This is a genomic window from Dolichospermum circinale AWQC310F, assembly GCF_000426925.1.
GTDB lineage: Bacteria > Cyanobacteriota > Cyanobacteriia > Cyanobacteriales > Nostocaceae > Dolichospermum > Dolichospermum circinale.
Genome location: NZ_KE384667.1, coordinates 1 through 13,823, shown reverse-complemented (window position 1 = coordinate 13,823; position 13,823 = coordinate 1). Strand labels below are relative to the sequence as shown.

Sequence of the window (13,823 nt, the reverse complement as noted above, 5' to 3'; positions counted from 1 at the left end):
TATTTAGCAACGAGCTTGCAATACTTTCCGCGATTTGCTAGAATTATTGAGAATTTCATAATTGGGTTAGTATTGTCAATTTTGCACCCTGCTGAAAAGATGATCTGTAAAAGTCTTTATTTATAGTCGTTTCAGAGATCAATTTTGAAAAAAAATACAAAACTTTACAAATTAGCAGTGGGTTGAAAGAGTAAATTGGGGAAAAATTATTCAGCAAATAATGTACTTTGACCATTAGAACAAATATACTATTGACAAATGAGGTAACTTATGGGTTTTGAACATAATTTTTGATGTTAGGTAGGCTTAGTAAGCAGCTAAGGATTTGTGAGAATTTAGTTTTTATTAGTGCGCTATAGCTATTCCTATTCCAGTGAGGTACAAGCAGTAATAATTGAACGCAGATGGACGCAGATAAACGCAGATAATTTTGTACTTCATTAGACTGAGAAACGCTATAAAACTCTATATATATTGCATCAATTGTGGTTCGTTGATTTCATAATTTCCTCATCCAGTCGCGAAAAAAGAAGATTTAGGGATTGACAATTACTTTAAAACTTGTTATCATGGAACTGACAAGGAAGATCTATCGTCAAATAGCTAAGATAGTATTTGTAAACTCCCTCCATTTCCTCCTTCTCTGTGTCCTCTGTGGTTCGTTGATTTCATAATTTCCCCATCCAGTCGCAGAAAAAAGAAGATTTAGGGATTGACAATTACTTTAAAACTTGTCATCATAGAAATGACGAGGAAGATCTATCTTCGATCTGGGGTCAGCTTTCTTATTCCTGTGCCTAAATAGGATGAGGAATGTTATATAATTGTTTTCTGATTTGGTTAAGCAGCAGTTGACTTTTAATTCTCCAATTATCAATAAGCCTACATTCATCCTCATAGATGGACATTCTCTGGCTTTTCGTTCCTACTTCGCTTTTGCTAAAGGTAGAGATGGAGGACTTCGCACAAAAGCGGGTATTCCTACCAGTGTTTGTTTTGGTTTTTTGAAATGTTTATTAGAGGTAATAGGCACAGAACAACCGCAGGCCCTAGCGGTGGCTTTTGATTTGGCTTTACCTACCTTCCGTCATGAAGCAGAGGATACATACAAAGCTGGACGTGCAGAAACACCAGCAGACTTTATTCCCGATTTAGAAAATCTTTATGAGTTACTACAAGGCTTAAATTTACCTATACTCACTGCACCCGGTTATGAAGCGGATGATGTATTGGGAACATTAGCAGAAAAAGCCGCAGCCGCAGGATATCGAGTGAAGATACTTTCCGGGGATAGGGATTTGTTTCAATTAATTAATGCTGATAAAGAAATTACCATTTTAAATTTTACTCCAGAAGCATTAAAACATTCTACAAATAGTATTAGAGAATTTAAAGCTGAAGAAGTAAAAGAGAAATTAGGGGTATTACCCACACAAATTGTTGATTTTAAAGCTTTATGTGGTGATAAATCAGATAATATTCCAGGGGTGAAAGGAATTGGTGAAAAAACAGCAGCACAATTATTAAATACTTATAATTCCCTTGAGGAAATTTACGCTGCTTTAGATAATATTAAAGGTGCGACTCAGAAAAAACTAGCTGCTGGTAAAGAAGACGCGGAAAAATCCCGTTATTTAGCTAAAATAGTCTGTAATGTTCCTTTAGAAATTGATTTAGAAGATTGTCTATTAACTGGGTTTGACCATAACCGACTTATCCCGATTTTAGAGAAATTAGAATTTAAGAAGTTTGTAGATCAAATTCATGATTTACAGCAAAAATTTGGGGGAAAAGTTCAAATTTTAGAAAACCAGGTATCTGAAGTCATAGAAACAGATGATGATATTTGGTTTTTTGGCGCTGAAGACACAGCAAAAAGCAAAAAACAAACAGATGCAAATATTCAACCGCGCATTATTGATACAGAAGCTAAATTAATGGAATTGGTAGAAATTTTAAGAAAATTTACTAATCCAGAAATACCCGTTGCTTGGGATACAGAAACTACCGCATTAGAACCACGAGATGCAGATTTAGTGGGAATTGGTTGCTGTTGGGGAACAGAAGTAAATGAACTTGCTTATATTCCTATTGGTCATAAAATTGGGAATAACTTAAATCGAGATTTAGTATTAGCAACACTGCGGCCAATTTTAGAAAGTCCTGATTATCCTAAAGCTTTACAAAATGCTAAATTTGATCGTTTGATTCTGCGGTGTCAGGGACAAGGAATTGAACTAGCTGGGGTGGTATTTGATACGATGTTAGCGAGTTATGTAATTAATCCAGATAGTAGTCATAATTTAACTGACTTATCTTGGCGATATTTAGGATTAACTGCGACCAGTTATGGAGATTTAGTTCCCAAAGGGAAAACTATCGCTGACATGAGTATTTCCGCTGTTGCTGATTATTGTGGTATGGATGTTTATTCTACATTTAAATTAGTCCCAAAATTACGGGATAAATTAACAGAAACTCCAGCTTTATATCAACTTTTTCATCAAGTTGAACAACCATTAGAAGCAGTTTTAGCAGAAGTTGAATATACAGGAGTTAGGATTAATTCAGATTATCTCAAGGAACTTTCACAGCAATTAGAGACAGAATTAGCAAAATTAGAAATTACAGCTATTGAAATTGCTGGAGAAAAATTTAATTTAGGTTCTCCTAAACAATTAAGTCAGATTCTATTTGAGAAATTAGGTTTAAGTACCAAATATTCTCGCAAGATTCAAACTGGTTATTCTACAGACGCAGCAACTTTAGAAAAACTCCAAGAAGTTGATAATACAGGATTTGTAAAAGCGATAATTGAATATCGAACATTAGCAAAATTAAAGTCTACCTATGTAGATGCTTTACCAGCTTTAGTTCATCCTCAAAGCCAAAGATTACATACTGATTTTAACCAAACTGCAACTTCCACTGGTAGATTATCTTCTTCCCATCCAAATTTACAAAATATCCCCATTCGCACTGCTTTTAGTAGACAAATTAGAAAAGCATTTTTACCGGAATCAGGTTGGTTAATGGTAGCTGCTGATTATTCCCAAATTGAGTTAAGAATTTTAGCTCATTTGAGTCAAGAACCTGTACTAATTCAAGCATATCAGCAAAATGAAGATATTCATACTGTAACAGCAAAATTAGTATTTGAGAAAGAAAATATTTCCGCAGATGAAAGACGTTTTGCGAAGACGATTAATTTTGGTGTAATTTATGGCATGGGAGCGCAAAAATTCGCCCGCGAAACCGGAATAAATCAAGTAGATGCAAAATTATTTATTGAGAGATTTAATCAAAGATATGGTCATGTTTTTGCGTATTTAGATAAAGTTAAAAAAGAGGCCGTTGCTTATGGTTATGTAGAAACAATTTTAGGAAGAAGACGTTATTTTGAATTTAGTAATAATAGTTTGCAGCAGTTAAAAGGGAGTAAATTAGAAGATATTAATTTACAAAAATTAAAGAATTTAGGTCAATATGATGCTGGGTTACTGCGTGCTGCTGCTAACGCACCAATTCAAGGTTCTAGTGCGGATATTATCAAAGTAGCAATGGTGCAATTACATGAAGTTTTAAAAAAATATCAGGCCCGGATGTTGTTACAAGTTCATGATGAATTAGTCTTTGAAATTCCTCCCCAAGAATGGGAAGAATTGCGACCACAAATTAAGTCAGTCATGGAAAATGCTGTTTCTTTATCTGTTCCCTTAGTTGTTGATATTCATGCTGGGGATAATTGGATGGAAACGAAGTAAAGTATTCTAATACGGAGTTGGCTGAGAGGTAAATTTTTGACATAATTGGGAGTATCCCAAATAACATTTACTACCCCTAACTGTCAAAAAAGACTCTTGAGTAAAAAAATGGGGTTTGCCAATTTAATTAAATCAACCTAACAATGAAGAGGAAATCGCTAAAAAGCTGTTAATTAATAACTAGTGACTTTTTGCCAAACATGATTTTAATTGCAGATTGATTGTGATGAATATAGCTAATTTTCCGTGGCTGACGACGATTATTTTATTCCCCATAGCCGCATCACTACTACTTCCTATCATCCCAGATAAAGACGGCAAAACGGTGCGCTGGTATTCCCTGATTGTGGGGCTGATAGATTTTGTACTGATTGTCTGCGCTTTTTATACTGGGTACGATTTCTCTAATCCCAATTTGCAATTGGTAGAGAGTTATCCCTGGGTGCCGCAATTGGGGTTAAATTGGTCTGTAGGGGCTGACGGCTTGTCTATGCCTCTAATTCTCTTAACGGGATTTATTACCACCCTGGCGATTTTAGCAGCCTGGCCTGTGACACTCAAGCCAAAATTATTTTTCTTTTTGATTTTGGCTATGTATGGCGGTCAAATTGCTGTTTTCGCTGTCCAGGATATGCTGTTATTCTTCCTGGTCTGGGAACTGGAACTTGTACCGATATACTTCTTGCTGTCAATTTGGGGAGGTAAAAAACGCCAATACGCAGCAACCAAATTTATTTTATACACTGCTGGTGGGTCTCTGTTTATTTTGTTGTCTTCCTTGACAATGGGATTTTATGGTGATACAGTCACCTTCGATATGCGAGCGATCGCATTGAAAGATTTTAGCTTAAATTTACAACTTCTACTATACGCTGGCTTTCTCATAGCCTACGCTGTGAAGTTGCCCATCATTCCCCTGCATACTTGGCTACCAGATGCCCATGGTGAGGCTACAGCACCGGTGCATATGCTACTTGCAGGTATTTTGCTAAAAATGGGCGGTTATGCCCTAATTCGCATGAATGCCCAAATGCTACCTGATGCTCATGCTTATGTTGCACCGGCTTTAGTGGTTTTAGGAGTAGTAAATATCATCTATGCTGCTTTAACGTCCTTTGCTCAAAGGAACTTAAAACGGAAAATTGCCTACTCTTCAATTTCCCACATGGGTTTTGTTCTCATTGGTATTGCCTCTTTTACCGATTTGGGTTTGAGTGGGGCAGTTCTACAAATGGTTTCTCACGGCTTAATTGGGGCAAGTTTGTTCTTTTTGGTCGGTGCAACTTACGACCGCACACATACTTTAATGTTAGATGAAATGGGTGGTGTGGGTAAAAGAATGCGAAAGATTTTCGCTATGTTTACCACCTGTTCCATGGCATCTTTAGCATTACCAGGAATGAGCGGTTTTGTAGCCGAATTAATGGTATTTGTGGGCTTTGCAACTAGCGATGCTTATAACCCAACATTCAAGGTTATTGTCATTTTCTTGATGGCTGTTGGTGTGATTTTAACACCAATTTATCTACTTTCAATGTTGCGCGAGATTTTCTACGGACAAGAAAACGAGGAGTTAGTTTCCCACCAAGCTTTAATAGATGCTGAACCCCGCGAGGTCTTTATCATTGCTTGTTTGTTGATTCCTATTATTGGTATTGGTTTCTATCCCAAGTTGTTAACTCAAATGTACGACGCTACAACTGTACAATTAACAGCTAGATTACGTGATTCTGTTCCTACTTTGACAGCAGAAAAAGCTGTGCAAAATGTTTCTTTGATTGCGCCAATAATTGGTAATTAATTTGTAATTACAGCTATGATTTACAATTAGGGTGGGTTTGATACCTGCCCTTTTTTTGTTTCGTACTTTTATATTATCTTCTGATTTGTTAATTGTCAATATGATAGAGCGAACTGCTTGCAGCAGCGCTTCCCTATCGCACCCCCTCAACTTCCCAAACAGCGATACCTTTGGTAAACTTTGCTAACAGCCAACTAAACGAAGTTACAAATTTTTATAAACTTCATCATCATTACGTTTACCAACCCGAAAAACATCAACTAATTTATTATCATCATCAATGGTGTACAAAATTCTATATTCACCTTGATCAATACGATAACCACCTTGATAACCTTTTAAAGCTGCATAGTCTTGAGGACGAGGATTACCTTGAAGGGAGAGAATTTTTGATACAACTTGTTTATATTGTTTTGGTTGTAAGTCTAATAAATCTTTTTCCGCAGTTTTAGCAATCCTCAATGTATATCTTTCACTCATTGGGGCGTTTTGCTATTATTTCTTCTAAGGTGGTAAATCCTGTGTTTTCTTCTACTGCACGTCGCAATTTAGCCGAATCTATTGCATCTTCTATTGCTTCTAGTAGTTTTAGATCTTCTATACTAATCATTGCTACCGCAGGTTTACCATGACGTTGAATTAATATTCTTTCTCCACGATATTCTGCACGGTTCATAATATCGGGAAAGTTAGCACGCGCTTCACTTGCACTGATGACAGACATAGCACCTCATAAAATTTATAGGGTTACATGAGATTATAGATTATTTGTCTGTTTTTTGCAATTTGTACAAAATTTACTTTTTCAATGAGGGAGCGATCGCACTCCCTCAACTCCCCAAAAGCGAACTGACAAGTCAGCGCTTGCGCTATCGCATCCCTTCAACCTCCCAAACAGCGATTCCTACGGAGCGCTCAACTTCCCAGCATCCTTTTTTTTACGTTCGCGTAGCGTGCCGTAGGCATACTACTTCCAGACACAGAGTATTTGCAAATTGTCAAAAAAGTGATATGATTGATTGGTAAGATAAATCAGTCATACACAATGATGAAAGTCACAATTACTTTAGAAGAAGACATTCTTCAATTTATTGATCAACAAGCAAAAGGTAATCGTAGTGCCTATATTAACGCACTATTAGCAAAACAAAGACGCAAAATTTTAGAGACAGAAATAATTGCCGCACTCCAAGAAGATGCGAAAGATTTAGAATATCAAAATGAGATTTCTGCTTGGGATAATGTCGCTGGAGATGGTATTAATGCCAGAGGGTAATTTAACTTATAAACGGGGTGAAATTCGCTGGGTAAATCTTGATCCAACTGTGGGAGCAGAAGCGCAAAAAATCCGTGCTTGTTTAATAGTTCAAAGTGATATTATGAATCAATATGGATTATTAACTATTGTGATGCCATTCCGACCAGGAAGTAAGCAAGCTCCCTATATTGTCAATATCAAAGCAACAGTAACTAATGGATTAGATAAAGATCGTTTTATTGATGTTGCTCAGATTCGTTCTGTAGATTATCGTCGGGTTTTAGGTTTGGTGGGAATTTTAGAAGCTGAATATTGGGAAGAAATTCGTACTGCTTTGGATGTGGTTTTGGGGTTTGGGGTTTAAGTTGAGCGAACTGACAAGTCAGCGCTTCGCTATCGCATCCCCTCAACTTCCCAAACAGCGATTACTAGGTCGTGCTATCTCTATTCCTTCGGTCCGGTAAGGGATACGAGACGCTACCGCGTAGCTTGCTTCCCGTAGGGTACGCTATCGCAACAATTTATGATATTATAGAATATGAATAAATTTTCAATATCTACTGACAATATACTTATGAATAATCAACAATCCATTACAGAAATATCCTCAACGACTCCTAGTTATAATCTATTATTAGAAATCGCCCAAATTCCAGAAGAATATATACCGGAATTTCTGCAAATAGTTCGGTTATTTCGTGAGAATGTTATAAAGAAACCAACATCCATAGATGATAAAAATATTGAAATAGCAGAAAATCATCAATTATCCTGGCAAGAATTTATTAATCAAACAGCAGGAAGTTGTGCTGATGATCCTATTATTATAGATGATTTAGGAATTGATGATAGATTAGATGATAGATTAGAAGAGATGATTAATAGTTAGGAATACAAACTGATGAAATATTTATTAGATAGTAATGTTTGTATTCAATATCTTAATCAAAGATCAGAAAAGATTATTCAGCGTCTTCAAGATTTATCCGATATAGATATAGTCGTTTGTTCTATTGTCAAAGCTGAGTTATTTTATGGTGCAATGAGAACTCATAATTCTGCAAAAACTTTGCAAAAGCAGCAGGAATTTTTAGGGAGGTTTGTTTCTTTGTATTTTGATGATCAATGTGCTGTATTTTATGGCGAAATTCGTAGTAAATTGGCTGCTAAAGGTACTCCTATAGGAAATAATGATTTACATATTGCTGCTATTGCTATAGCTAATAATTTAACTTTAATTACTCACAACACTAGAGAATTTAGTAGAATTGATAATTTAAAATTAGAAGATTGGGAGATTTAGTAAACAGCGATACCTAGCGATCGCCTCCCCTCCACTTCCCAAACAACGATCGCACCCCTTCAACTTCTCAAATAGCGATCGCACCCCTTCAACTCCCAAACAGCGATCGCACCCCTTCAACTTTCAAAACAGCGATCGCACCCCTTCAACTTCCCCAAACATCCTTTTTTAACGAACCACAGAGACACAGAGGACACAGAGAAAGAGCGATCGCACCCGCTCAACCTCCCAAACAGCGATACCTTCGGTCAGCTTCGCTATCGCACTCTCTCAACCCCCAAACAGCGATACCTTCGGTCAGCTTCGCTATCGCACCCCTCAACTTCCCAAACAGCGATACCTTCGGTGCGCTTCGCTATCGCACCCTTCAAACTTCCCAAACAGCGATCGCACTCCCTTCAACCTCCCAAAAGCGAACTGCTTGCAGCAGCGCTTCGCTATCGCATCCCCTCAACTTCCCACGTACACACAGAAGGTAGGACAAGAACCAAACTGTACCTCCTAACAAAGGAATCTGCTGTAATAGCATTAATAGCAATTTCCAGAGTATGATGCACAAGGTGCAAGTCTTCTCATCTGAGCCTCAGCAGCAGACCGTCCCCGCTCTGCTCTGATTTGAGCATCAAGGCGGTTTTGTTTATCTTCTTGTACAACAGTTGTTTCTGACCGTGTGTATGGGTAGTTGTCGGTTTGATTGTCCATTAGATAACGCTGCATAGCTCCTGCATTTCGATTATTATCGTTGTAACTACTAGTTTGTTTGTTAATTTGATTCTTTTTTACGCGTCGAGTCCTGTTAATCTTAATCGCCGATGAAACAGGAGTGTTAGATATAATCTCACTGTGTGCAGGCAATACTGATATTTCCCCGAAAAATAACAGATTAAATCCAGTCAAAGAACTAATAACTAATCCCAGATAGACTTGTTTATTCATTAGCATCCTCTTCTTTTATATTCATTCGTGTACTGACGAGTTGCATTTAAGCTACCTCTAGCAGAAGCTAAACTTACTCTTCGATTATACTCAGTTGTTGAATTTTCAGCAATTTGCTGCCATCTTGTAAAGTCTCTTCTCTTTGCCTCTGCTCTTTCAAGTAACTGATCACAAGAGAGCCGAGAAATTATTTTTTGGTTTTGTCTCTTGCCATACTCTATCAAAGTATCAGCTTCACGCTCTAGCTCTCTTGCTGTATCTCCATACGGATTTGCGTGAGCAGAAGTAGTTATCATTATGACTTCAAAACCAGAAAGAATTGCTGCTAATGTGAATAGGATTGTTTGTCTTGTAGATAAAAAATTCATAATTTAGGGCAGTTTGAAAAACATATTTGGTAATTGTGATGCGGCGCGCCGAGGCTATGCCCATTCATATACTATCGCAAATAGTAGAAGAATGAGAATTTGGACAGATTGGAAAAATGCACCTATAGATAGTTAGTTAGACCAGCTGCTAAAGAACTAGGGAAAAAATTGCAACTGATATTGAATTTGCAAAGCAAAATTCTAAAAATCAGAGTTTAGATATATTTCTTTATCATGCTTTAAATAAGTGGTTTGAAAGAATTTAATCTTACTTATTCTTTGCGCCTTTGCTCCTTAGCGACTTTGCGCGAAACAAACCTCTCCGCGCCTCTGCGTGAGAAAAAAGGGGCATAGTTCACAAACTACACCCCCTAAACTTATCTTAAAGTTGCTTCACCTCACTAACCAACTTAGCCACCATATCCTTAGCGCTACCAAACAACATCGTCGTCTTATCCTTATAAAACAACTCATTATCCACACCAGCAAAACCAGCACTCATACCGCGCTTAATCACAATAGTTTGCTTTGCGCGATCAACCTCCAAAATCGGCATCCCATAAATAGGACTATTCTTATCACTACGCGCCGCTGGATTGACCACATCATTAGCACCAATTACTAACGCTACATCAGCCTGTTCAAACTGGGGATTAATATCCTCCATATCATACAACTGCGTATAAGCCACATTAGCTTCCGCCAATAATACATTCATGTGTCCCGGCATTCTACCAGCAACGGGATGTATGGCATATTTCACATCTACACCCATGCGCTCTAATTGATCAGCCAACTCCCGGACGCTATGCTGTGCTTGAGCAACCGCCATACCGTATCCTGGTACAATCACCACAGAACGCGCATAACCCAACATCATCGCCCCTTCTTCAGGATCAATACTGCGGACAGTTTGATTACTTGCACTAGCAGCCGCACCACCACTAGCAGTAGAAACTGAACCAAAGGCACTAAATAAGACACTGAACAAGGAACGGTTCATGGCCTTACACATAATTTCCGTCAGGATTAAACCAGAAGCACCCACCAAAGCACCAGCGATGATTAACATATTGTTCATCACCACGAAACCCGCAGCAGCCGCAGCTACACCTGATAAAGAGTTTAACAGAGAGATGACTACGGGCATATCACCGCCACCAATGGGCAGTACAAACATCACACCCAAGACCAATGAAACAGCCACCACCGCTAAAAAGATGGGTAAACTATCCGGTGAGATGATTAAATAAGCACTTCCGGCTAGATAAGTACCCAACAGCATCAAGTTAAACGGTTGCTGAAAAGGAAAGGTAATGGGAGTACCACTTACTAAACCTTGCAATTTGGCAAAAGCCAGAAAACTACCTGTTAGTGTCACACCACCGATTAACACATCTAACAACATAGAAATGTTGACATCGAGGGGGATAGGCTGTGAACTATCTAATAACCGCCAAAATTCGGCAACGGCAATTAATGCGGAAGATGCTCCACCTAAACCGTTTAGTAAACCCACCATTTGCGGCATTTCTGTCATTTGCACTTTGTAAGCAATCACAGTACCAATTACCGAACCAATGGCCAAGCCTACCAAAATCATCTCATAATTTAATACTTGTTGATCTAGCAACGTGGCGACAATTGCCAATAACATCCCCACCGCAGCGACAAGATTACCGTTTCTAGCACTAGCGGGAGAACCCAGCTTTTTCAAACCTAAGATAAATAATGACGCAGCGACTAAGTAAGTTAGCTGAATCCCAGTTGGTAAAAAGTCGCTCATGCTTTAACTTCCTTTTTTTTAAACATTTGCAGCATTCTGTCAGTGACTAAAAAACCACCGACAACGTTAACCATTGCCAAAATTACGGCAATTAAACCGAGAATTACCGATAAATTCGTGTTTTTCTCCCCCGCAGCCAGAATTGCACCAATTACGGAAATACCGGAAATGGCGTTTGAACCGGACATTAAGGGGGTGTGTAATGTGGGGGGAATTTTGTTAATCACTTCAAAGCCGATAAAAGAGGCTAAGACGAGTACAAATAAAGCCGGAAGTAATGCTTGTGTCATGTTAATTTTGGATTTTGGATTTTTAGCTCACGCAGAGGCGCAGAGGCGCAGAGAGTAAGAGTAAGTTATTAGTCCGCAAAAGCGGACTTTACTTGCGTAACCGCAATTTCTAATCGCCAGGGTTTTGGTTTTATGTTTTATCAAACCGCTACTGCTTGTAAAGCTTCTTTTACTCGTTGGTTTCTAATTTCTCCACCATGAGTAACACAAGCTGCGTCAACGATATCGTCACCAAAGTTGATTTCTAAGGCTTTGTCTTTAATTAACAATTGCATTAATGAAGTAACGTTCTTTGCGTACAGTTGACTAGCGTGTACTGGCATTGATGAGGGTAAATTAATTGGTCCGATAATTGTTACGCCGTTCCAAATTATATCTTTACCCGCTTCTGTACAGCCGCAGTTTCCACCTTGTTCTGCGGCTAGGTCTACTATGACTGAACCGGGTTTCATTTGCGCTACCATTTCTTCTGTTACCAGTCTGGGGGCTTGTCTTCCTGGTACTTGGGCGGTGGTAATGACGATATCAGCGTTTTTGACGTGGCTGGCTACTAGTTCTTGGGTGCGCTTTTTACTGTCTTCTGAAATTTCTTTGGCGTAACCACCCGCTGCAACGGTTTCCTCTTCGAGTTTGACTTCGACGAATTTCGCCCCTAAGCTTTGTACTTCTTCTTTGACTGCTGGACGAATATCAAAGGCTTCTACTACCGCTCCTAGTCTTCTGGCCGTCGCTATGGCTTGCAATCCTGCTACTCCTGCCCCCATAATAAATACTTTGGCAGGGGCTATTGTCCCCGCAGCGGTGGTTAACATGGGGAAATATTTCGGTAATGCCGCCGCTGCAATCAGTACCGCTTTATACCCTGCTAGGGAAGCTTGGGAAGATAAGGCATCCATGCTTTGCGCTCTGGTGCTACGGGGTATCAATTCCATGCTCAAAGCGGTAATTTGCCGATTTGCTAATTGTTGGGCTATTACGGGATTTCCCAGGGGATTGAGGAAACTAATTAATACGGATTCTGGTTTGAGTAACTCAATTTCTGCTCGGCCGTCTTCTCTGGTTTGCGGTGGGCTAACTTTGAGTAATATGTCCGCTTCACTCCATAATTGGGCAGAATCGCTGATAATTTTAGCCCCTGCTGTTTCATAGTCGGCATCACTAAAAAATGCTTTCTCTCCCGCTCCCGCTTCTACGAAAACCTCTAGCCCTTGTTTGACTAATTTGGCTACGGTTTCGGGAATTAATGCTACACGACGTTCACAAATTTCTATTTCTTTGGCAACTGCTATTTTCATGAAATCTCCTGGCGATAAATACTTAACATCATCGTTAACTATTATTACTTTCTACCTCAATTTAGTATCATCAAGCTGGTGGGGATGATCAACTATGAGTTACCCTTGTCTGTAGATAGAATTTTCAACTTCTGCGATCTTCTTTCTCTAGTTACAACCTCAATTTGATAGGATACAGATATCAGCCTTGCAAAATAGCTATAAGTAAAATTAGATATTGCACATCCTATACTGATCCCCATATTTTGGATATTATTCTTTAGATTATTTTATATTCTCAAACCCTCGCTCTTAATTTTTTCTTAACTATTTACCTGTTATTGACTTTTACCAGTGGCACTTTTGCTTCTCAATTCCGTCTATTTTCTAGCATCTAGTAGTAAAGTTTAATTACAAATACTAACACTCGGTTACACACACTTCCCTAAGGAAATCTGATTTATGAAGCGTCTACTTTCTGCTTTGGCTATCACTAGCTGTTTATTTACAGGTTTACCAGTTCTAACTTGGGCCCAAGGCTTACCTGGGTTGACACTTTTTAGCGGCGTTGAAAACAAAAATCAATTACCCTACCGCTTAGATTTTGGTGGACAAACTAATAACACAGATCGTTATATACTCAGATTACCTGCTAAAAAAATGAAGTTGGCAGTGGCTCAGTTCGCCATTAGCTATCCTGATTATTATAAGGGAACTTTTGATACCAAAAATATTGAAGTCAGAGTTAAGAACAAAAGTGTTCCTCTGTCTGAAGTAAAGTGGGACGAGAAAGGTGGGGTGATTCAAATATTTCCTAAAGACCCAGTTCCAGCCGGTCAAAAAGTAGAGTTAGTATTATCCAATGTTCAAAATCCCTCTTTTGGCGGGGTTTACTATTTTAACTGTCGAGTTCTTTCTCCGGGTGATGTGCCATTGTTGCGTTATATTGGCACATGGATTATCAGTATTACTTAAAAAGGGAACAGGGAACAGGGAACAGGGAACAGGGAACAGGGAACAGGGAACAGGGAACAGGGAACAGG

Annotated in this window: 15 protein-coding genes; 7 read left to right on the top strand and 8 right to left on the bottom strand. The window is 38.7% G+C overall.

Annotated features, from left to right (window positions below):
* Positions 1–851 precede the first annotated feature (851 nt).
* Together polA and ACIR310F_RS0103885 are read left to right on the top strand one after the other, a co-directional pair.
* Entirely contained in the window at positions 852–3,764 is a 2,913-nt protein-coding gene (gene polA / locus ACIR310F_RS0103890; RefSeq protein ID WP_028082688.1) for a DNA polymerase I, read from the top strand.
* A 226-nt stretch (positions 3,765–3,990) separates the two neighbouring features.
* The gene (locus tag ACIR310F_RS0103885) at positions 3,991–5,565 is read left to right on the top strand and encodes an NAD(P)H-quinone oxidoreductase subunit 4 (protein WP_028082687.1); all 1,575 of its coding nucleotides are present in this window, start codon (positions 3,991–3,993) and stop codon (positions 5,563–5,565) included.
* A 204-nt stretch (positions 5,566–5,769) separates the two neighbouring features.
* Here the strand turns inward: ACIR310F_RS0103885 and ACIR310F_RS0103880 are convergent, their stop codons facing one another.
* Both ACIR310F_RS0103880 and ACIR310F_RS0103875 read right to left on the bottom strand, forming a co-directional pair.
* Positions 5,770–6,045: a type II toxin-antitoxin system RelE family toxin gene (locus tag ACIR310F_RS0103880; protein WP_028082686.1), complete on the bottom strand. Its 276-nt coding sequence runs from the start codon at positions 6,043–6,045 to the stop codon at positions 5,770–5,772.
* On the bottom strand, positions 6,038–6,289 hold the full coding sequence (locus ACIR310F_RS0103875) for a type II toxin-antitoxin system Phd/YefM family antitoxin (protein ID WP_028082685.1): 252 nt from the start codon (positions 6,287–6,289) through the stop codon (positions 6,038–6,040). Before ACIR310F_RS0103875 ends, ACIR310F_RS0103880 begins: the two co-directional genes overlap by 8 nt.
* Positions 6,290–6,610: 321 nt before the next feature.
* Between ACIR310F_RS0103875 and mazE the strand changes: the two genes are divergently transcribed.
* The 4 genes from mazE to vapC all read left to right on the top strand — a co-directional run bounded on the left by mazE (position 6,611) and on the right by vapC (position 8,126).
* Positions 6,611–6,841: a type II toxin-antitoxin system MazE family antitoxin gene (mazE, locus tag ACIR310F_RS0103870; protein WP_028082684.1), complete on the top strand. Its 231-nt coding sequence runs from the start codon at positions 6,611–6,613 to the stop codon at positions 6,839–6,841.
* The gene (locus tag ACIR310F_RS0103865; RefSeq protein WP_028082683.1) at positions 6,828–7,187 is read left to right on the top strand and encodes a type II toxin-antitoxin system PemK/MazF family toxin; all 360 of its coding nucleotides are present in this window, start codon (positions 6,828–6,830) and stop codon (positions 7,185–7,187) included. Before mazE ends, ACIR310F_RS0103865 begins: the two co-directional genes overlap by 14 nt.
* A 210-nt stretch (positions 7,188–7,397) precedes the next feature.
* On the top strand, positions 7,398–7,712 hold the full coding sequence (locus ACIR310F_RS23510) for a hypothetical protein (protein WP_051289465.1): 315 nt from the start codon (positions 7,398–7,400) through the stop codon (positions 7,710–7,712).
* Positions 7,713–7,724: 12 nt separating this feature from the next.
* Positions 7,725–8,126 carry a type II toxin-antitoxin system tRNA(fMet)-specific endonuclease VapC gene (gene vapC / locus ACIR310F_RS0103855; RefSeq protein WP_028082682.1) on the top strand — a complete coding sequence of 134 codons (402 nt, stop codon included), beginning with the start codon at positions 7,725–7,727 and terminating at the stop codon, positions 8,124–8,126.
* Positions 8,127–8,493: 367 nt separating this feature from the next.
* Here the strand turns inward: vapC and ACIR310F_RS25190 are convergent, their stop codons facing one another.
* The 6 genes from ACIR310F_RS25190 to ACIR310F_RS0103825 all read right to left on the bottom strand — a co-directional run bounded on the left by ACIR310F_RS25190 (position 8,494) and on the right by ACIR310F_RS0103825 (position 12,801).
* Complete coding sequence (locus ACIR310F_RS25190) at positions 8,494–8,655, bottom strand: hypothetical protein (RefSeq protein ID WP_155963608.1); 162 nt, start codon at positions 8,653–8,655, stop codon at positions 8,494–8,496.
* Complete coding sequence (locus ACIR310F_RS0103845; protein ID WP_028082681.1) at positions 8,655–9,062, bottom strand: hypothetical protein; 408 nt, start codon at positions 9,060–9,062, stop codon at positions 8,655–8,657. The genes ACIR310F_RS25190 and ACIR310F_RS0103845 overlap by 1 nt, the downstream gene beginning before the upstream one ends.
* On the bottom strand, positions 9,062–9,430 hold the full coding sequence (locus tag ACIR310F_RS0103840) for a hypothetical protein (RefSeq protein WP_028082680.1): 369 nt from the start codon (positions 9,428–9,430) through the stop codon (positions 9,062–9,064). Before ACIR310F_RS0103840 ends, ACIR310F_RS0103845 begins: the two co-directional genes overlap by 1 nt.
* Before the next feature lie 382 nt (positions 9,431–9,812).
* The gene (locus ACIR310F_RS0103835) at positions 9,813–11,216 is read right to left on the bottom strand and encodes an NAD(P)(+) transhydrogenase (Re/Si-specific) subunit beta (RefSeq protein ID WP_028082679.1); all 1,404 of its coding nucleotides are present in this window, start codon (positions 11,214–11,216) and stop codon (positions 9,813–9,815) included.
* A complete protein-coding gene (locus ACIR310F_RS0103830) occupies positions 11,213–11,506 on the bottom strand; it encodes an NAD(P) transhydrogenase subunit alpha part 2 (protein ID WP_015081070.1) in 294 nt (97 codons plus the stop codon). Before ACIR310F_RS0103830 ends, ACIR310F_RS0103835 begins: the two co-directional genes overlap by 4 nt.
* Positions 11,507–11,646: 140 nt before the next feature.
* Entirely contained in the window at positions 11,647–12,801 is a 1,155-nt protein-coding gene (locus ACIR310F_RS0103825) for a Re/Si-specific NAD(P)(+) transhydrogenase subunit alpha (protein WP_028082678.1), read from the bottom strand.
* Positions 12,802–13,242: 441 nt separating this feature from the next.
* Here ACIR310F_RS0103825 and ACIR310F_RS0103820 point away from each other — a divergent pair, with 441 nt between their 5' ends.
* Positions 13,243–13,755, top strand: coding sequence for a DUF2808 domain-containing protein (locus tag ACIR310F_RS0103820; protein WP_028082677.1), 513 nt, complete (start codon positions 13,243–13,245; stop codon positions 13,753–13,755).
* Positions 13,756–13,823 lie beyond the last annotated feature (68 nt).